Source organism: Flavobacterium sp. FG139 (genome assembly GCF_057809695.1).
In genome coordinates this window covers 162736-180279 of record NZ_JBMDKL010000008.1, presented here as the reverse complement: position 1 = coordinate 180279, position 17544 = coordinate 162736, and the positions used below count along the sequence as shown (strand labels likewise).

19 protein-coding genes and 1 tRNA gene are annotated in these 17544 nt (G+C 33.6%); 10 read left to right on the top strand and 10 right to left on the bottom strand.

From position 1 onward, the window contains the following. Window positions 1–57 precede the first annotated feature (57 nt). Window positions 58–1293 (bottom strand): ABC transporter permease, encoded by a 1236-nt coding sequence (locus tag ACODSI_RS08980; RefSeq protein WP_488916506.1) that lies wholly within the window; start codon window positions 1291–1293, stop codon window positions 58–60. Between the two features lie 85 nt (window positions 1294–1378). On the opposite strand from ACODSI_RS08980, the gene ACODSI_RS08975 reads away from it, so the two are divergent. Beyond that, on the top strand, window positions 1379–2599 hold the full coding sequence (locus ACODSI_RS08975) for an exo-beta-N-acetylmuramidase NamZ family protein (protein WP_488916505.1): 1221 nt from the start codon (window positions 1379–1381) through the stop codon (window positions 2597–2599). Window positions 2600–2658: 59 nt separating this feature from the next. Here the strand turns inward: ACODSI_RS08975 and ACODSI_RS08970 are convergent, their stop codons facing one another. After that, window positions 2659–3156 carry a YkgJ family cysteine cluster protein gene (locus tag ACODSI_RS08970; protein WP_488916504.1) on the bottom strand — a complete coding sequence of 166 codons (498 nt, stop codon included), beginning with the start codon at window positions 3154–3156 and terminating at the stop codon, window positions 2659–2661. A gap of 71 nt (window positions 3157–3227) precedes the next feature. On the opposite strand from ACODSI_RS08970, the gene ACODSI_RS08965 reads away from it, so the two are divergent. Beyond that, window positions 3228–3929, top strand: a complete 702-nt coding sequence (locus tag ACODSI_RS08965; protein WP_488916503.1) for a class I SAM-dependent methyltransferase — start codon at window positions 3228–3230, stop codon at window positions 3927–3929. Window positions 3930–4139: 210 nt separating this feature from the next. On the opposite strand, the gene ACODSI_RS08960 is transcribed toward ACODSI_RS08965, so the two are convergent. The 6 genes from ACODSI_RS08960 to era form a co-directional block, all read right to left on the bottom strand. Further along, a complete protein-coding gene (locus tag ACODSI_RS08960; RefSeq protein WP_488916502.1) occupies window positions 4140–5297 on the bottom strand; it encodes an aminotransferase class V-fold PLP-dependent enzyme in 1158 nt (385 codons plus the stop codon). Between the two features lie 69 nt (window positions 5298–5366). Beyond that, window positions 5367–5777 carry a DUF2059 domain-containing protein gene (locus tag ACODSI_RS08955; protein WP_488916501.1) on the bottom strand — a complete coding sequence of 137 codons (411 nt, stop codon included), beginning with the start codon at window positions 5775–5777 and terminating at the stop codon, window positions 5367–5369. A gap of 67 nt (window positions 5778–5844) precedes the next feature. After that, window positions 5845–6264 (bottom strand): energy transducer TonB, encoded by a 420-nt coding sequence (locus ACODSI_RS08950; RefSeq protein WP_488916500.1) that lies wholly within the window; start codon window positions 6262–6264, stop codon window positions 5845–5847. Between the two features lie 12 nt (window positions 6265–6276). Continuing rightward, entirely contained in the window at window positions 6277–6909 is a 633-nt protein-coding gene (locus ACODSI_RS08945; protein ID WP_488916499.1) for a 7-carboxy-7-deazaguanine synthase QueE, read from the bottom strand. A 189-nt stretch (window positions 6910–7098) separates the two neighbouring features. Continuing rightward, window positions 7099–8406, bottom strand: a complete 1308-nt coding sequence (der, locus tag ACODSI_RS08940) for a ribosome biogenesis GTPase Der (RefSeq protein ID WP_488916498.1) — start codon at window positions 8404–8406, stop codon at window positions 7099–7101. Between the two features lie 76 nt (window positions 8407–8482). Beyond that, window positions 8483–9367 carry a GTPase Era gene (era, locus tag ACODSI_RS08935; RefSeq protein ID WP_488916497.1) on the bottom strand — a complete coding sequence of 295 codons (885 nt, stop codon included), beginning with the start codon at window positions 9365–9367 and terminating at the stop codon, window positions 8483–8485. A gap of 119 nt (window positions 9368–9486) precedes the next feature. Between era and ACODSI_RS08930 the strand changes: the two genes are divergently transcribed. Both ACODSI_RS08930 and ACODSI_RS08925 read left to right on the top strand, forming a co-directional pair. Next, window positions 9487–9559: transfer RNA gene (locus ACODSI_RS08930), tRNA-Met, on the top strand. A 56-nt stretch (window positions 9560–9615) separates the two neighbouring features. Continuing rightward, on the top strand, window positions 9616–10062 hold the full coding sequence (locus ACODSI_RS08925; RefSeq protein ID WP_488916496.1) for a KTSC domain-containing protein: 447 nt from the start codon (window positions 9616–9618) through the stop codon (window positions 10060–10062). A gap of 78 nt (window positions 10063–10140) precedes the next feature. Here the strand turns inward: ACODSI_RS08925 and ACODSI_RS08920 are convergent, their stop codons facing one another. Then, window positions 10141–10995, bottom strand: a complete 855-nt coding sequence (locus tag ACODSI_RS08920; RefSeq protein WP_488916495.1) for a leucine-rich repeat domain-containing protein — start codon at window positions 10993–10995, stop codon at window positions 10141–10143. 182 nt (window positions 10996–11177) lie between these two features. On the opposite strand from ACODSI_RS08920, the gene ACODSI_RS08915 reads away from it, so the two are divergent. From ACODSI_RS08915 to ACODSI_RS08890, 6 genes are all read left to right on the top strand, one after another. Beyond that, entirely contained in the window at window positions 11178–11660 is a 483-nt protein-coding gene (locus tag ACODSI_RS08915) for a DUF1761 domain-containing protein (RefSeq protein ID WP_488916494.1), read from the top strand. Window positions 11661–11714: 54 nt separating this feature from the next. Further along, window positions 11715–12860, top strand: a complete 1146-nt coding sequence (locus ACODSI_RS08910; RefSeq protein ID WP_488916493.1) for an 8-amino-7-oxononanoate synthase — start codon at window positions 11715–11717, stop codon at window positions 12858–12860. A 57-nt stretch (window positions 12861–12917) separates the two neighbouring features. Beyond that, complete coding sequence (locus ACODSI_RS08905; RefSeq protein ID WP_488916492.1) at window positions 12918–14123, top strand: helix-turn-helix domain-containing protein; 1206 nt, start codon at window positions 12918–12920, stop codon at window positions 14121–14123. A gap of 183 nt (window positions 14124–14306) precedes the next feature. Beyond that, window positions 14307–14663, top strand: coding sequence for a hypothetical protein (locus tag ACODSI_RS08900; protein ID WP_488916491.1), 357 nt, complete (start codon window positions 14307–14309; stop codon window positions 14661–14663). A 27-nt stretch (window positions 14664–14690) separates the two neighbouring features. Then, entirely contained in the window at window positions 14691–15176 is a 486-nt protein-coding gene (locus ACODSI_RS08895) for a DoxX family protein (protein WP_488916490.1), read from the top strand. Beyond that, window positions 15173–15526 carry a hypothetical protein gene (locus ACODSI_RS08890; protein ID WP_488916489.1) on the top strand — a complete coding sequence of 118 codons (354 nt, stop codon included), beginning with the start codon at window positions 15173–15175 and terminating at the stop codon, window positions 15524–15526. Before ACODSI_RS08895 ends, ACODSI_RS08890 begins: the two co-directional genes overlap by 4 nt. A 37-nt stretch (window positions 15527–15563) precedes the next feature. Here ACODSI_RS08890 and ACODSI_RS08885 read toward each other — a convergent pair whose 3' ends face one another. After that, window positions 15564–17471 (bottom strand): ABC-F family ATP-binding cassette domain-containing protein, encoded by a 1908-nt coding sequence (locus ACODSI_RS08885; RefSeq protein WP_488916488.1) that lies wholly within the window; start codon window positions 17469–17471, stop codon window positions 15564–15566. Window positions 17472–17544 lie beyond the last annotated feature (73 nt).

Sequence of the window (17544 nt, the reverse complement as noted above, 5' to 3'; positions counted from 1 at the left end):
TGTACAGCGGAAAGCGGGAATTACATACACTAAAATGCACTGAACTTTCGCTGCTAATTAATCGAAACGAATGGTTTTGGCTGGAGAAATCTTCGTTATAATATAGGAAGGTATTAAAAGAACAAGCAAACAAATGGCAATAGTTCCTATATTGAGTAGTAATATATATAGAATATTGATGTCGACTGGAGCTACATTTACGTAATAACTTTCGGGATTTAGTTTGATGACTCCAAAATATTTTTGAATCAACAACAATCCTATTCCGATTAGGTTACCCCAAAAGAGACCTCTTATAATAAGATAAAATGCATTGTAGAGAAAAATTTTACGAATTGACCAATTGTTGGCCCCCATTGATTTGAGTATTCCGATCATTTGTGTTCGTTCTAGAATAAGAACCAGTAGCGCTACTATCATGTTAATTGTTGACACTATTATCATTATGATTAGGATAACAATAATATTAAAATCGAATAGTTTTAACCAATCGAAAATGTAATTGAATTTCTCGACGATGGTTTGTGAGTTTAGTATAGACGAAGTTTCGTCATACACCTCTTCGCCTTTTTCTTTGATTGTTGTAAAATCATCTACGAAGACTTCGAAAGAACCTACTTCATTGGGCTTCCATTTATTTATTCTTTGAATGTGGCGAATGTCTCCTATTATATAAGCCGAATCAAATTCTTGCAAACCCGAGTTGTAGATACCCACAATTTTGAATCGACGACTATTAGGCAATTTGTTTTCACCTTCCTTCATAAAGAATGTATTGAAACTATCCCCAAGTTTTAAATTGAGGCGATTGGCTAAATATTGTGAGATAATAATTTCGTTATTCAATTCGGACATTACATTTGGAACTCGACCTTGTATTAAGTATTCACTTAAATTACTCCAATCATAATCTTTTCCTACACCTTTATATACAATTCCTTCAAAAGCAGATTCGGTTCTAATCATTCCTGCTTTGCTTGCGACTGCCTGAATGTGATGTATCCCTTTTATATTTTTAAATTTAGGATAAAACTTTTGGTTTAACGAAACAGGCTCGGTGCTGACATCCGATTCGTTGCCATTAAAATTAGATATAATAATGTGACCATTGAATGCGGAAACTTTTTGGCGTATTTTTTGTTGCAATCCTATTCCGGTTGCGACAGAAACGATCATCATGATGATACCCAAAGCGATTGCTGTAATGGCAATTTTTATAATTGGCGCAGAAATACTACTTTTATGGTCTTTAGTAGTAATAAGTCGTTTGGCTATAAAATGTTCTAGGTTCAAGAATGTTCTTTTTGGATTTGCCACAAAGATACACAAAGTTTTTTGCCATCGATTATACCTATTTTAGCAGATTAAATAATATTTTATGAAATACCTAATCAACAGTTGTCTAGTTTTTATTTCTTTTATGCTCATTTCGGCAGCCTGTGGGTTGCCCAAAAAAATGACACCTGCAAATGTATCTTCAATTTCAAATCAAAATCAAATTGTAACAGGAGCCGAACGATTCGATTTTTATTTGCCTTTATTAAAAGACAAAAAAGTTGGTATTGTTACCAATCAAACTGGAATAATCATCTCAAGCAGTAACCCGAAAGAGAATCTATCTATTGTTGATTTTTTGCTTTCAAAACAAGTTGCCGTTCAAAAAATATTTGCACCTGAGCATGGATTTCGTGGTACCGCTGACGCTGGAGAACACATCGTTGATGGAAAAGACACCAAAACTGGCTTACCTATTATCTCATTGTATGGAAATAATAAAAAACCAAAACCAGAACAATTATCAGGAATTGATGTTATGATTTTTGATTTGCAAGATGTTGGCGCTCGCTTTTACACTTATATTTCTACCTTACATTACATTATGGAAGCGTGTGCGGAAAACAATATTCAGTTAATTGTATTCGACCGACCAAATCCTAATGGTGCGATCATAGACGGACCAATATTAGAAAAAGAATACACCAGTTTTGTAGGTATGCACCCAATTCCGTTATTACATGGAATGACAATCGGCGAATATGCTCAAATGATTAATGGTGAAAAATGGATGAAAAACGGAATTCAATGTGACTTAAAAGTGATTCATTGTTTAAACTACCATCGAGAAATGTCTTATAATTTACCAGTAAAACCATCGCCAAACTTACCCAACGCACAAGCCGTGAATTTGTATCCAAGTTTGTGTTTGTTTGAAGGTACTAACGTTAGTGTAGGTCGTGGTACCGAAATGCAATTTCAAATTTACGGTTCGCCTTTTCTACCCAAAAGTGATTTTAGTTTTACTCCGATTCCAAACTTCGGAGCAAAAGAACCGGTTTATAAAAACCAAGTTTGTTATGGTGAAAATCTAACTTCGATTCCTAAAATTAATAAACTAGAATTAAAATGGTTAATTAAAGCGTACAATTCGACTTCTGATAAATCGAAATTCTTTATTGACTTCTTTACTAAATTGGCTGGAAACAAGAAATTGCAACAGCAAATAGAATCTGGTGTTTCTGAAAATGAAATAAGAAAATCTTGGGAGAAAGGGTTGAATGATTTTAAAGAAATGAGAAAGAAGTATTTGCTGTACGAATAAAAACACAGATATTACAAATTAGAACAGATCAAATCCGTGTATTTTGTGAAATCTTTGTTCTACAAAGGCATTTTCTCTTTCATCTTTTCTACAATATTGTAAGCCGCTGGACAAATGGCAACATTTTTCAAGGTTAAATCGGAAATCTGCTGGAACTTTTTTCTATCCGTATGCGGAAATTCTCGACACGCTTTTGGGCGCACCTCATAGATAAAACATTTGTTATCCGATTCTAAAAACGTACACGGTACACTTTGCAACACATAATCGTTATCTTCGTCAATGCGCAAATATTGCTCAATAAATTGTTGCGGTTTTTGTTTAAAATGCTTTGAAATACGTTCGATATCGGCCGAAGTAAATAATGGTCCAGTTGTTTTACAGCAATTAGCACATTCCAAACAATCGGTTCGTTTGAATTCGGCATCGTGCAAATCTTGCATTACATAATCCAAATTTTTAGGGGTTTTCTTTTTAAGCTTATCGAAATACTTTTTGTTTTCGTTATGCTTATCTTTGGCAAGTTTCCCAAGTTCGTTTAATGATGGCTTTAGCATTTAATATGATTTCTGATACAAAATTAAACAACTTAAACTTTTAAACCTCATAAACTTTATAACCTTTTCAAATGTTAGATCTATTCGGAAAAGCCATTCTCGATTTTCAAACCAATACTGCTCCAGAAAATCTTATCACCGAAACCAACATTTCGGAAGCTGATGAAATGGAAGTTGCTTATCTTTTTCGTTCCTACGCAGCAATGCCCAAATTAGAAAAAAAAGCACTACAACTTTCCAAAGGCAAGGTTCTGGATGTAGGATGTGGTGCCGGAAGCCATAGTTTGTATTTGCAAAATGACAAAAATCTTGATGTTACTTCTATAGATATTTCTAAAAATGCCATTGAAGTCTGTCGTCTTCGTGGTCTGAAAAAAGCTAAAGTTCAGAATATTTTAGATTTGAAGAACGAGAAATTCGATACTATTCTATTATTAATGAACGGCACCGGAATTTTCGGAACCTTAGCCGAAACTTCCAAATACCTGCAAAAAGTAAAAAGTTTATTAGCGCCCAACGGACAAATTCTAATTGATTCCTCGGATATTATTTATATGTTTGATGAAGATGAAGATGGTTCCAAATGGATTCCAGCTGATGGCTATTATGGCGAACTAACCTTCACGATTTCTTATAAAAACCAAACCGAAGCACCTTTTCCTTGGTTGTATTTAGATTATAACACGTTACAAAATGCCGCTTTCGCTAATGGTTTGCAATGCGAATTGATTGAAGAAGGGAACCATTTTGATTATTTAGCGCGTCTTTTTTAGAAGCCAATCCTGCTTTCCACTATATCTTTTCCTTGTTAAAGAAACAAGAAAAAGGATGCCGTTTCAATCAGGGCTAGGGATTTTCATTAAAAGAACTTTCTTCAAAAAAAATCACTTTTCAGCCGCAGATTTTCACAGATGCGACGGATTTGTTGTCAATCTTAAGAATCCGCTTAATCCGTTTTATCCGTGGCTAAAATTTCACGAATCTTATCTTACTATCAAATCGGTAGACTTAATAATATCTGTAACCGCTTGGTATAAAACCTCCAAATCGTCTTGCGAATTATATACATTGATAGAATAACGCATATACACATTACCATTCAAAGGCATAATCGGAATTTGAATTTTATATTTCGAATACAACAACTCTTTCAATTCCATTGGTTTATCCGTTCGAATTGGAATACTCGCCATTTGACCTAAAAATTCTTCCGATATTGGACAAATTGGATTGGTTCCGACCAAATCACAAAAACGTTGGTAATTCTCCATCACCATTTTTCGGCAGGCTTTCGATTTCTCTTTCCAATTATTCTCTTCCAAAAACGAAATCACTTTAGGTGTACATAAATATTGGGAAACATCTTGCGTACCTTGATATTCGTGATAATCTAAAAACTGACTTTCACTTGGCGCCAAACTTTCGTAACCCCAGCTCACCACTAATGGATCGATATCGGCTTGAAATTCTTTTTTAACATACAAAAACGAACTTCCTTTGGGCGCCAACATCCATTTGTGTAACGTTCCAGTATAAAAATCGGGATTCAATTCGGAAATGTTTAAATCAATATGTCCCGGAACATGCGCACCATCAACTATAGTAATCAATCCGAGTTGTTGTGCTTTATCACAAATTTCCTTCACGGGAAAAATTAATGCGGTCGAACTCGAAATTTGATTTAGAAAAACAACCTTAGTATTCGAATTGTATCCTTTCCAAAATTCCTCAATGATTCGTTCTTTAGAAACAATGGGTAACGAAATTTCTTGACGAATGTATTTCACTCCGAATTTTTTGCAATAGAAATGCCATGTTCGATCCATCGCACCATACTCATGATTGGTGGTTAGAATTTCATCACCGGCTTGCAGATTCATACTTCTCATGATGGTATTCACTGCAAATGTAGGATTGGGTGTAAAAAAGAAATCGTGTTCATCACAACCAATGAATTTTGCCAACGGTTTTTTGGCTTCTTTTAAATAAACAGGCAATTTCTTCTGAATAAACTGAACCGGTTCAGTTTCTAATTCGAATTGCAATTGTTGATAGGCTTCAAAAATTGGTTTTGGACATGCGCCAAAAGAGCCATGATTTAGAAAAGTAATGTTAGTATCTAAAAGAAATTGTGATTTCATGGGTAGTTTTTTGTAAAAATAAAAAATCCCAAACAATGTTTGGGATTTTTAACAAAACAACATTAATTGTTATTGCATGTATTTCATAACTAGCGCTTGGATATCGCCTTGCAACGTCATCATAGCTTCTTGCGTTTTAGTAGCAATCACTTCCGATTTTTCAGCCATTTTTTTACCCACTGGACTATCATAGAATGCTAACATTGCTTTGATGTCTTCTTTGGTATATTCTTCCATATATATTTTAGCAGAAGCTTCGTATACTTTTGGCAATAATGCATCAAATTCTACTAGAAATGCAGCATGTTTGTCTTCTGGAATCATCGATAAAATTTGTTTCTTAGCCGATGCCATTTGACCTCCAGAACCGCTTCTTTCAATCACTTTCATTACATCTTTTTTGAATGCTTCATCTACTGCTTGAGAGAATCCGAATTGAGCAACTAATAACAAGGCAAAAGTTAAAATAAGTTTTTTCATTTTTGTTTGGTTTTAAATTTTTTATAAATATATAATTTTTGAGGAATATTGCAAAAAATATTTAACCCTATTGAAAATTTAATGTTATTGGTATTACATAGTTACAACGCACTAATTTTTCACCTTGCATTGCAGGCGTCCATTTTGGAGAGCGTTTTAATACTCGTATAGCTTCTTCTCCAGCACCGTAACCTATATCTTTTAAGATTTTAAAATCTGATAAACTTCCGTCTTTTTCAACAACAAAACTAACCACTATTTTCCCATTAATTCCGCCTTTAGTATCTGGCATATTGAAATTATTGGCTACAAATTTATAAAATAGATTTACTCCTCCGGGAAATTCTGGTTTTACTTCAACATCAGAAGAGTTAATCACTACCGCAGTGCTGTCAATAACTTTCTTTTCTATTGTATTAGGTTCTGTTTGGGATTGTAAGTTTTGAAAATAACAAAAAATAATTGCTAAAAATAGTACTCTTTTCATACCTATATTTTTTTAAGGGATATTCAAGTATTTATGGGTTTGCAATGAAACTCTCCATTTTGGATTATTCATTACATAATCAACAATAAGTGGTGTCATTTCTTCTTTTTTGCTCCACTCGGGTTGCAAGAAAAGAATGGCATTTGAGTTTACTTTTTCAGCTTGCTCTTCAGCAAAAATAAAATCGTGTTTGTTGTAGATAATGACTTTAAGTTCGTTGGCGATTGCATAGGCACTATCAACAGGTAGTTTGTTTTTCTTTGGTGAAAGACAAAACCAATCCCAAGTCCCTGTTACTGGATAACAACCTGAGGTTTCAATATGCACACGAAGGTTTTGTTCTTTTAATTTTTGAGTCAGCGGATTCATATCCCAGGTTAATGGTTCACCACCAGTAATCACCACAGTATCTGCATATTTTTTAGCATTGGCAACAATCAAATCAATTTCGGTTGGCGGATGCAGTTCGGCATTCCAACTTTCCTTGACGTCGCACCAATGGCAACCCACATCGCAACCTCCAATTCTGATAAAGTAAGCGGCCGTTCCGGTATGGTATCCTTCACCCTGAATGGTGTAGAATTCTTCCATTAGTGGTAACATTTGACCTTTATCGACAGCTAATTGTAGTTCTTTTTTAAGCATTTTGATTCTTTTTTGCCAAGTGGCACTTCATTTGTTTACACCGATTACTTCGAATAAACTACTGTACAAAAAGTAAAATGGTTTACTCACTAGCCCTGATGCAAGGGAAAAGCTCCCGATTGTTATCGGGACTTTGGAAAAGCAGCAGGAATTACCATTACTGATGAAGCCCGAGCCGTTCGCTTCTTATTATTTTTCTCTAAAATAAATATCCATAGGAACTCCAGAGAAATCCCAATGTTCGCGGATTTTATTTTCTAGAAAACGTTTGTATGGATCTTTTACATATTGTGGCAGGTTGGCAAAAAACGCAAACTGAGGCGTTGGCGTTGGCAATTGCATGCAAAATTTAATTTTTACGTATTTTCCTTTTAAAGCTGGTGGTGGGAAATTTTCAATCAATTTCAACATATAATCGTTGAATTTAGAGGTAGAAATGCGTTGTTTTCTGCTTTCGTAAACTTTTACCGTTTCTTCTAATGCTTTCAGTAAACGCTGTTTGGTTAAGGCTGAAACAAAGATAATCGGCACATCAGTAAAAGGTTCTAATTCACGACGGATTTTGGCTTCATAATCACGAGCAGACATGGTATCTTTTTCGACCAAATCCCATTTGTTTACTAAAATTACAATTCCCTTACGGTTTTTTTGAGCCAACCAAAAAATGTTCTGATCTTGACTTTCAAATCCACGAGTAGCATCAATTAATAAAATAATTACGTCACTGTGTTCAATAGCACGAACCGAGCGCATTACCGAATAAAATTCTAAATCTTCTTTTACTTTGGCTTTACGACGGATTCCGGCGGTATCGACCAAGTTGAATTCGAAACCAAAACGGTTGTAACGCGTATCGATGGCATCACGAGTAGTTCCTGCAATATCGGTTACAATGTATCGATCTTCACCAATAAGTGCGTTGATGAAAGAGGATTTTCCAGCATTAGGACGACCTACTACACAAAAACGAGGCAAAACTTCTTCTTCTGTAGTTTCTGGAAGCTCAGGCAATACTTCGACTAATTTGTCTAATAAATCTCCGGTGCCACTCCCGCTCATTCCGGCAATGGTAAAATATTCTCCAAGACCTAAATTATAGAATTCAACAGCATCTTTTTCACGCATCGAATTATCCACTTTGTTGACTGCAAGCAACACTGGTTTGGTGACTTTACGTAGTAATTTGGCCACTTCGTCGTCCATAGGCGTGATGCCTTCTTCCACATCAACAATGAAAATGATAGCATCCGCTTCATCGATCGCAAGTTCTACTTGTTTGCGAATTTCTGCTTCAAAAATATCATCAGAACCTTTGATGTAACCGCCTGTATCGATTACCGAAAATTCTTTTCCATTCCATTCACTTTTTCCGTAGTTTCTATCGCGTGTTACACCACTTATCGAATCGACAATGGCTTCTCTACGTTGAATTAATCTATTAAAAAAAGTGGATTTCCCTACATTAGGTCTTCCTACTATGGCTACAATATTGTTCATGATAATTTATAATATGCTGCAAAGGTACAATTTTGAAATTGCCTTTCAAATTAATAAAATTCGATTTAAAGATTTGTTATTTTTGATTGTATCCGAAACGTCTCAATTGAAATTGGCTATTTCTCCAATCTTTATTTACTTTAACAAACATTTCAATGTGAATTTGTTTTCCGAAGAATTTTTCTAAATCCTCACGAGCTTGCATTCCGACACGTTTAAGCGCTGCTCCTTTGTGTCCGATGATGATTCCTTTTTGTGTATCGCGTTCCACCATAATTACCGAACGAATTCGGATGATTTTATCGTCTTCCAAAAATTCTTCTGTTTCGATTTCTACGGCATAAGGAATTTCCTTATCGTAGTTTAAAAGGATTTTCTCGCGAATAGTTTCATTAACGAAGAAACGTTCTGGTTTGTCTGTTAATGCATCTTTTGGATAATAAGCAGGCGATTCTGGAAGTAATTCTAAAATGCGAGCGAAAACTTCTTTTACATTGAAATTTTCTAAAGCCGATATCGGATAAATTTCGGCATTAGGCACTTTTTCTTTCCAAAGATCAATTTGTTCTTCCAATTGCTCTTGATCGGATTTGTCAATTTTATTCAAAAGCAACAATACCGGAATTTTGGCATGAATAATTTTATTGAAAAAAGCTTCGTCTTTAAGTTCCTTCTCTCCTATTTCCACCATATAAATTAAAACGTCGGCATCTTCAAAGGCAGATTTTACAAAATCCATCATTGATTTTTGCATTTCATAAGCTGGCTTGATGATTCCTGGTGTATCCGAAAGGATTACTTGAAAATCATCTCCGTTTACAATTCCGAGGATTCTGTGGCGCGTTGTTTGCGCTTTAGAGGTAATAATAGATAATCGTTCACCAACGAAAGCATTCATTAGTGTTGATTTTCCAACGTTTGGATTTCCTATGATGTTTACAAAACCGGCTTTATGCGACATTTATTTCAATTTAATTTGCTGCAAAGGTACTCATATCAAGTGAATAGTAGAAATAAAAGATTTTTTTAATTTTTTTGTTGTGCGTATCGATAATGGTTGTATATTTGCACTCGAAACATCGCGGGATAGAGCAGTAGGCAGCTCGTCGGGCTCATAACCCGAAGGTCACAGGTTCGAGTCCTGTTCCCGCTACTAAGAGAAGCCATTCTGAAAAGAGTGGCTTTTATTATTTAATAGAAATTTAGTTTATGAAAAGAGTTGTTGAATACAGAAAGTTATTGGAAGTTGACAAAAATGTAACTTTAAAAGAATTGAAAACCATCTACAGAAACGCGATGAAAGACAGTCATCCCGATAAGTTTGTAAATGATGATGAAGGTAGACTTGCCGCAGAAGAAAAAAGTAAGAACATCATTAATGCCTATCATTTTTTGGTAAGTATTTCCAATGAAACGGTTGAGAAAAATTTGCCAGAATACCAAGAAACCATAAACAATTACAATATCCTTGATTTCTATTTAGAAAAACAAACCCTATTTGTTACTTACGTAAATGGAATGTCTTATGAATACATTGGGATTCCAAAAAATATTTACATCAAAATGGTGAACGCAGAATCGCCAAATCGATTTGCAAAACGTCATATTTATGGTAATTTCATCTACCGAAAAACTGGAGAAGGAACGGAAGATTAATTATCATTATCTAGAACAAAAAAACCTTAATGAGATTTCATTAAGGTTTTTTTTATAAATGAACTTAAAAACTATTTATTATTCTTCTTCAGCAACTGCTTTGTCTTTTTCCACATCAACTTTTAAAGTAGTAGCAACACCATATTGGTCAACCATCGTCATGTTCATTACATCTTTCTTAGCCAATTTACTTGATACAACACCATTAAAATTGTTATAAGAAATGTTCATTTCATTAAGATTTTTCAATTTTTCTAAATCAAATGGAACTTGACCTCTCATTTTATTATCAAATAAACTCAAACTTTCCAAAGAAACTAAATTAGCTACCGAATTACTCAAGTTTCCTGTTAATTGATTACTGTTTAGTTGTAATACTTTTAGAGATTTCAATTCGTAGGTGGAATTTGGGATTTCACCAGTTAAGTTATTATTGTATAATGACAATACTTGCAAATTTGAAAGTGAACCTATTTCACTAGGAATAGACCCAGATAAATTATTCATGAAAAGAGAAATTTCAGTCAATGCCGAAGCTTTTGTTAACTCAGCAGGAATAGAACCCGAAAGTTTATTGAAAGAAACATTCAATACTTTCAAAGATTTCATATCACCAATTGTTTTTGGCAATGAACCTTCAATACTATTTTTAAACAATACTAAAGATTGTAAGTTTTTCAAATCTGATATTTGAGCCGGAATTGTACCCGATACATTATTATCTGACAAATCAATTCCAACAACCTTATCATTTACGACACTAACACCTTGCCAAGTAGAAACTGGCTTTGTCAAATCCCACTTCGATTTCCATTGATCTCCATGAGTAGATTTATGAAACTTGATAAGTGCATTTTTTTCAGCTGTTGGTACTTCTGCAAAAGCAGCTACTGAAACAAAAAGAGATACTAAGAATGTAATTGTTGCTTTCATGTTTATTTGATTTGGTAATGTAAAACAACACATAAAGTCGTTTATAAACAAATAAAATCGACGAACAACATTTTTTTGAATTATTTTGTGACTTTACGTATTCTTATTCTTACAAAAAAATCTTATTTTTTTGAAAAATAATTTTCCTATATTTGTTATACTAATCAATTAAACTTAAAACTATGAACATTAACTTTTTAGCATTATTGCTTGCGGCATTATCAACGTTAGTTGTTGGATTTATTTGGTACAATCCAAAAGTATTTGGAACGATCTGGATGAAAGAAGCTGGAATAACAGAAGAAAAAATGAAAGGTAGTAATATGATTGTCATTTTTGGGATGTCAATTTTGTATGCTTTTTTTATTGCATTTACACTTCAATTTTTGGTGATTCATCAAATGGGAGCAAATTCTGCAACGGTTAACATTAAAGGTGTAGACCCATCGGTACTTACCAATTATATGGCCGCTTATGGAGATACTTACAGAACTTTCAAACACGGTGCATTACATGGATTTATGACTGGATTATTTTTTGCTTTACCAGTAATTGGAGTTGGAGCTCTTTACGAAAGAAGAAGCTGGAAATATGTTTTAGTTGCAGGTGGATATTGGGTTGTAGCTTGCATGCTCATGGGCGGAATAATTTGTGCTATGAAATAATTTTAACATTTAATTATAACTTCATCGCTCTACATTTGTGGAGCGATTTTTTTTATGCAAGGACTCTCATTTAAAATACTTAACAAGGTTAGCGATCTTCCCAAAAACTGGGACACCATTGCCAATAATAATGTTTTTTTACAATCTCATTATTTGCAAGTATTAGAAAAATCGGCACCCGTTAATATGCAATGCTTTTACATTGCCATTTTTGAAAACCAAGAACTCATTGGTGTATCATTAGCTCAGTACTTAAATTTAAACCAATTGGAATCTTTTGGTGAACGCGATAAATGTTTTAAAACTATTATTCGGAACCTAATTTTTAGAAAATTTGCTTCTCATACTCTATTCATGGGAAACAATATGATTACTGGGCAAAATGGTTATGCCTTTTCTAAAACGATAGATTTAAAATACATTAGTACTATCTTACTTGAAAGTGCTAAGGAAATCACTAACTATTTCAAAAAAAACAAGATCCAAATCCATATTGTTTCCTTTAAAGATTTTTATGAAAATTGCTCGGTCGAATTGAAAAAACATACCTTTTCTACTATGTATGAGTTTAATTCACAACCCAATATGATTTTATATATTGATGAACAATGGAAAACTAAAGCCGATTACGTCAATGCTTTTTCGAAGAAATACCGAGATCAATACAAACGTGCTCATAAGAAATTTGATGGGATTATCGTTAAAGAATTATCGTTAGATGAAATTATCAAGTATGAAGAAACGATATACGAGCTGTATTATTATGTGGCCAAAAATGCGCCGTTTAATACGTTCTTTCTCTCTAAAAACCATTTCTCAGTAATGAAAAGTCAATGTCTAAATCATTTCTTGGTATTTGGCTATTTTTTAGAAGAAAAACTTGTTGGATTTCACACGATATTACTCAACGGAACTGTTTTAGAAACCTATTTTTTAGGCTACGATTCGAAAGTACAAAAAGAAAACATGCTCTATTTGAACATGCTTTACAACATGACTGAATATGGTATTGAACATGGATTTAAAAAAATTATTTTTGGAAGAACAGCTCTAGAAATTAAAAGTTCTATTGGAGCAGTTCCGGTGAAAATGTCAGGATTTATCTACCACAACACTACCTTAATCAATAAACATCTCAAGAATTTTTTTGAAAAATTAGAGCCCACTATTGAATGGCAATTACGCCATCCGTTTAAATAATTGCATTTTTACAATTTTATAGCTTACATTTGAAATTATATTTACCAAAATAGTCGTATGCTTTTTGAATTTGGTTTTTATAGTTCACTTCTCCTCATTTCTTTCTCACAAGGAATTCTTTACAGTGCGCTGCTATTAACAAAAGCGATTAAAACCGAGAATAAATCCAATTATTGGTTGAGCTTATTTATTTTCTTATGTAGTTTATATATTGCGCCTTGGATGCTTGGTTTTGCTGGCTGGTACGACAACCAACCTTACAGAGATATCTTATTTTATTTGCCTTTGCAACACTTGCTATTTATTGGGCCAATTATTTTTTTCTATACGCAAAGCTTGTTAAATCCTAATTTTAAATTTACTAAAAAAGAAGCTTTACACTTAATTCCGGGTATACTTTACTTACTGTATATAACAGGCATGTGGGTGTATGACAAACTCATTTTACACGAGTACTTTTTCTATAAAAACGGTATGGATAAAGACTTTGATAATTGGTATCAAAAAACAGGATTAGTATCTATGATTGCGTATTTTATTCTTTCCATTCGATATTATAATTCTTATAAAAAACTAATTTATCAAGTGGTAAGTTATGCTGATAGCATCTTGTTCAAATGGATTAAAACCTACTTGATGGCCTTTTTAATAATGCTCTTATTGCCCATTTTTTTTGATGTAATTTGTTATTTTTTTCCTGAATTAAACAGCTACAAAGGAAGTTGGTGGTTTTTTCTTTTCTTCTCTGTTGTGATGTATTACATTGCCATCGTGGGGTATTCCAATTCCATAAATGCGGGTATTCCATTCCAAATAGGATTTGATAAAAATCCAATATTATTACTAAATGAATCTCCTAATTCAGTTTCTGAAGAACTAACAATTGATATTGAACATAGTTATTTAGAAACCACTATTTCTCCTGAAATTGAACAGTGGAAAGTAAAAATAGAATCGCTTATTCGAGAAGAGAAATTATACCAAAATCCCGAATTAAACATCACTGATGTTGCCAAAAAATTACAGACTAATGTTGCCGTGATTTCAAAAGCCATCAACCAAGGATTTAAAATGAACTTTAATGACTTCATCAATAACTACCGTATTGAAGCTGTTAAAATAAAATTTGCCAATGGCGAACATAAACAATCTACACTTTTAGGGATTGCTTATGATTGTGGGTTCAATTCAAAGGCTACTTTCAATCGTGCTTTCAAAAAAAATACTCGAATTTCGCCAAAAGAATTTCTAAATGAAATTTGAAACGTATCAAATCATTTGGTATTAACTCCCCATTTTACTAGCATTTTTCTTTAATTATGATTTGATACCAATTGACTTTGTCTCAAATTATAATTTGAAGCGTTTGATTGCAGGCAATGCCGCAACTTTGCCTCATCAAACAACCAGAAAACCAATTAAAAGGTTTCATTAAAAATGTATCAAATGAAAAATGCAATTTCAACTCTTGTTTTCTCCATTGCTATTACTTCGTGTAGCGTATTTGGTTCTTTAACTTCTAACACCACCATAAAACCTAATGAAAGTTTTGTGTTAGGAAATAATGAACATGGAACTTTTAAAGTGAAACTAAAAAATGTATCCAATCATGATATAAAAATAGTAATGGCTCCGATAACCGGAGGAACATACTCACCAATTACTGTAATTCCAAACGAAACGGTTACTGTAAAAGCAGAAAGCAATACCGCGCTCGTTATTGAAAACAAATCAAATGAAGTAGCCTCGGTGGATTTATATGTTACAGGTGACACCGGATTATCAATGGGTTACAAAAATTAAGAAGTTTTAATTATCAAATCAATCATCATGAAAATAACACATCGAATAACAAAGCCTATTTTAATGCCTTTTTGGTGGCAAGACTTCTTATTAGCACTACCCAGAATCATTTGTGGGTATTTATTAACTTCCGATTTTGGCGCGGCAAAATTTGGTTTACCTTGGTCGCCAGTCGACAATAATTTAGGATTGTTTGAAGTTGCTTTTTGGTTTCCAAAAGATGTAGCGGCATATGGTGGCATCTTTGCCTTATTTCCAGCATTTTTTGCTTGGATGGGCGCTTTTAGTGAAGCTGTTGGAGGAATGTTTTTGTTGTTTGGTTTTCAAACACGAATCGCTTCCTTTTTAATATTAGGCACCATGTTGGTTGCCATCTTCATGCAACAAATCAGTAACGGTTTATGGAATTGTCTTCCTGCTATGGGATTTCTATGGGTAAGTTTGTTTACGCTAATTTTAGGTTCAGGACGATTTGGAATAGATTATTTAATCACAAAAAAGAAAAAATCATGAAAAAAATTGTGCTATTATTTATTGTTTTACTGACTGTTAGTTGTGTTCAAAAATCATACAAAAGAACGGTGGTTTTCACTTTGGATGTATCCAAAATAAAAAATATCAAAAAAGTAGGAATTCGGGGTAACGACAAACCGCTTTCTTGGGATAACGATATGGAAATGGACGTTCTTAAAAAAGATAGTTTATATCAGATTACAATCACAGGAGAAACTGGTTATAAATTTACCGAAGTAAAATTTGTGGTAAACGATACTTTCGAATTGCAAAATAAAAACAATCGTAAAGTATATTTTGACGAGAAAAAAGACACTACCTTTTATAAAGCAACATTCAATAAAGAATAAGCAAAAAAAGAGCTCCTAAATTGGAACTCTTTTTTTGTTACATACTATCAATTTCACCTTGCACCACTTCCCAATCTTCTAAAAGCTTATCTAATTCGGCTTTCTTTTTATTGTAAGCTATGAAAAAAGAGGCGTCTTCAATATGTTTATCATAATTCGAAGCCAATGCCTTATCATCGGCTTGAATGTCTTTCTCCAATTGTTGAATTTGACTTTCAATTTTACTCAAACGATTCTGGAGCGATTTCCCTTTCTTTTGATCTTCATACGAAATCTTATTCGTTTCTTTTGGAGCTTCTTTTTTCTCAATATCCTTCTTTTCTACTTCACGCATGTTTTCCATATTGCGCTGTTCTAAGAAGAAATTGATGTCGCCCAAATATTCTTTGATTTTTTGATCTTTAAATTCGTATACAATATTCGACATGCCTTGAAGGAAATCCCTGTCGTGAGACACCAAAAGCAACGTTCCTTCATATTTCTGTAGTGCTGCTTTCAATACATTCTTAGATTTAATATCTAAGTGGTTGGTAGGCTCATCCATCACCAAAACATTGATAGGTTGCAATAGCAATTTACACAACGCCAAACGGTTTCGTTCACCTCCAGAAAGCACTTTAACCTTTTTATCAACATCATCACCTCGGAAAAGAAATGATCCTAACATATCGCGAACTTTAGAACGATTGGTATCAGTCGCGGCATTTTCCATAGTTTCTAGCAACGTGATTTCCCCATCTAAATATTCAGCTTGATTTTGAGCAAAATAGCCTACTTGAACATTATGTCCTAATTTAATTTCTCCTTGGAATTCAAATTCGTTTACGATTGCTTTAATAAAAGTTGATTTCCCTTGGCCATTTTGACCTACAAAAGCAATCTTGCTGCCGCGTTCAACCAATAACGAAATGTCTTTTAGAATGACTTTATCGCCATACGCTTTGGTTACATTTTCAGCTTCAATAACTACTTTTCCGGGAACTTTTGAAACTGGAAACGAGATATTCATTACCGAATTATCATCTTCATCAACTTCAATACGTTCTACTTTATCTAATTTTTTGATAAGCGATTGCGCCATTGAAGCTTTAGAAGCTTTGGCACGGAACTTTTCAATTAATTTTTCAGTTTCTTCAATTTTCTTGGCTTGATTTTTTTGGGTAGCCAATTGCTTTTCTCTAATTTCATGACGTAATTCTAGATATTCAGAATATGGCTTATTGAAATCATAGGCCTTACCTAAAGAAATTTCTATGGTTCTATTGGTAACATTATCCAAGAACATCTTGTCGTGAGAAACAATAACAACTACACCAGGAAAATTTCTTAAAAATCCTTCTAGCCATATGATACTTTCAATATCCAAGTGGTTGGTTGGCTCATCGAGAAGCAATATATCATTAGATTGTAAAAGCAGTTTTGCCAATTCGATACGCATACGCCATCCACCGGAAAAAGTATCGGTTTGATTATTAAACACTTCTCTTTTAAAACCTAAACCAAGAAGGATTTTCTCTGTATCGCCTACATAATTATATCCGCCAAGCAATTCAAATCGATGGGTATATTCGGATAAATCTTCAATTATTTGACTGTACTCTTCGCTTTCATAATCGGTACGCGTTACTAAAAGATGGTTGACTTCTTCTAATTTTTTTTCAACCATTTTAATTTCAGTAAATGCCTCATACGCTTCTTCAAGAACGGTTCGACCTTGTTCAAAATCGATATCTTGACGAAGGAATCCCATTCTCACTTCTTTTTCTGTGGCAATTTGTCCCGAATCTGGTTTAAAATCACCAGCAAGAATTTTCAACATGGTTGATTTACCAGCGCCATTTTTTCCAACAAGACCCACTCTATCGCCAGAACCTAAACGAAAAGTTACTTCTTCAAAAAGATACGAACCACCAAAAGAAACCGATAAATTATGAATATTAAGCATATATTTTGTTACAATTGTTACCATAAAAACTTCCTTAAAGATTACCTTTGAAGACTCTAAGTCACAAGATCAA

Bases quoted from the DNA above. Each gene is read 5' to 3' on its own strand.
- ACODSI_RS08890 (WP_488916489.1), top strand. From the start codon at position 15,173: ATGAAAAAAATTGTGCTATTATTTATTGTTTTACTGACTGTTAGTTGT.
- ACODSI_RS08925 (WP_488916496.1), top strand. From the start codon at position 9,616: ATGAAAAGAGTTGTTGAATACAGAAAGTTATTGGAAGTTGACAAAAAT.
- ACODSI_RS08900 (WP_488916491.1), top strand. From the start codon at position 14,307: ATGAAAAATGCAATTTCAACTCTTGTTTTCTCCATTGCTATTACTTCG.
- ACODSI_RS08975 (WP_488916505.1), top strand. From the start codon at position 1,379: ATGAAATACCTAATCAACAGTTGTCTAGTTTTTATTTCTTTTATGCTC.
- ACODSI_RS08955 (WP_488916501.1), bottom strand. From the start codon at position 5,777: ATGAAAAAACTTATTTTAACTTTTGCCTTGTTATTAGTTGCTCAATTC.
- ACODSI_RS08960 (WP_488916502.1), bottom strand. From the start codon at position 5,297: ATGAAATCACAATTTCTTTTAGATACTAACATTACTTTTCTAAATCAT.
- ACODSI_RS08920 (WP_488916495.1), bottom strand. From the start codon at position 10,995: ATGAAAGCAACAATTACATTCTTAGTATCTCTTTTTGTTTCAGTAGCT.
- ACODSI_RS08905 (WP_488916492.1), top strand. From the start codon at position 12,918: ATGCTTTTTGAATTTGGTTTTTATAGTTCACTTCTCCTCATTTCTTTC.
- ACODSI_RS08915 (WP_488916494.1), top strand. From the start codon at position 11,178: ATGAACATTAACTTTTTAGCATTATTGCTTGCGGCATTATCAACGTTA.
- ACODSI_RS08910 (WP_488916493.1), top strand. From the start codon at position 11,715: ATGCAAGGACTCTCATTTAAAATACTTAACAAGGTTAGCGATCTTCCC.
- ACODSI_RS08945 (WP_488916499.1), bottom strand. From the start codon at position 6,909: ATGCTTAAAAAAGAACTACAATTAGCTGTCGATAAAGGTCAAATGTTA.
- era (WP_488916497.1), bottom strand. From the start codon at position 9,367: ATGTCGCATAAAGCCGGTTTTGTAAACATCATAGGAAATCCAAACGTT.
- ACODSI_RS08885 (WP_488916488.1), bottom strand. From the start codon at position 17,471: ATGCTTAATATTCATAATTTATCGGTTTCTTTTGGTGGTTCGTATCTT.
- ACODSI_RS08970 (WP_488916504.1), bottom strand. From the start codon at position 3,156: ATGCTAAAGCCATCATTAAACGAACTTGGGAAACTTGCCAAAGATAAG.
- ACODSI_RS08965 (WP_488916503.1), top strand. From the start codon at position 3,228: ATGTTAGATCTATTCGGAAAAGCCATTCTCGATTTTCAAACCAATACT.
- ACODSI_RS08950 (WP_488916500.1), bottom strand. From the start codon at position 6,264: ATGAAAAGAGTACTATTTTTAGCAATTATTTTTTGTTATTTTCAAAAC.
- ACODSI_RS08895 (WP_488916490.1), top strand. From the start codon at position 14,691: ATGAAAATAACACATCGAATAACAAAGCCTATTTTAATGCCTTTTTGG.
- der (WP_488916498.1), bottom strand. From the start codon at position 8,406: ATGAACAATATTGTAGCCATAGTAGGAAGACCTAATGTAGGGAAATCC.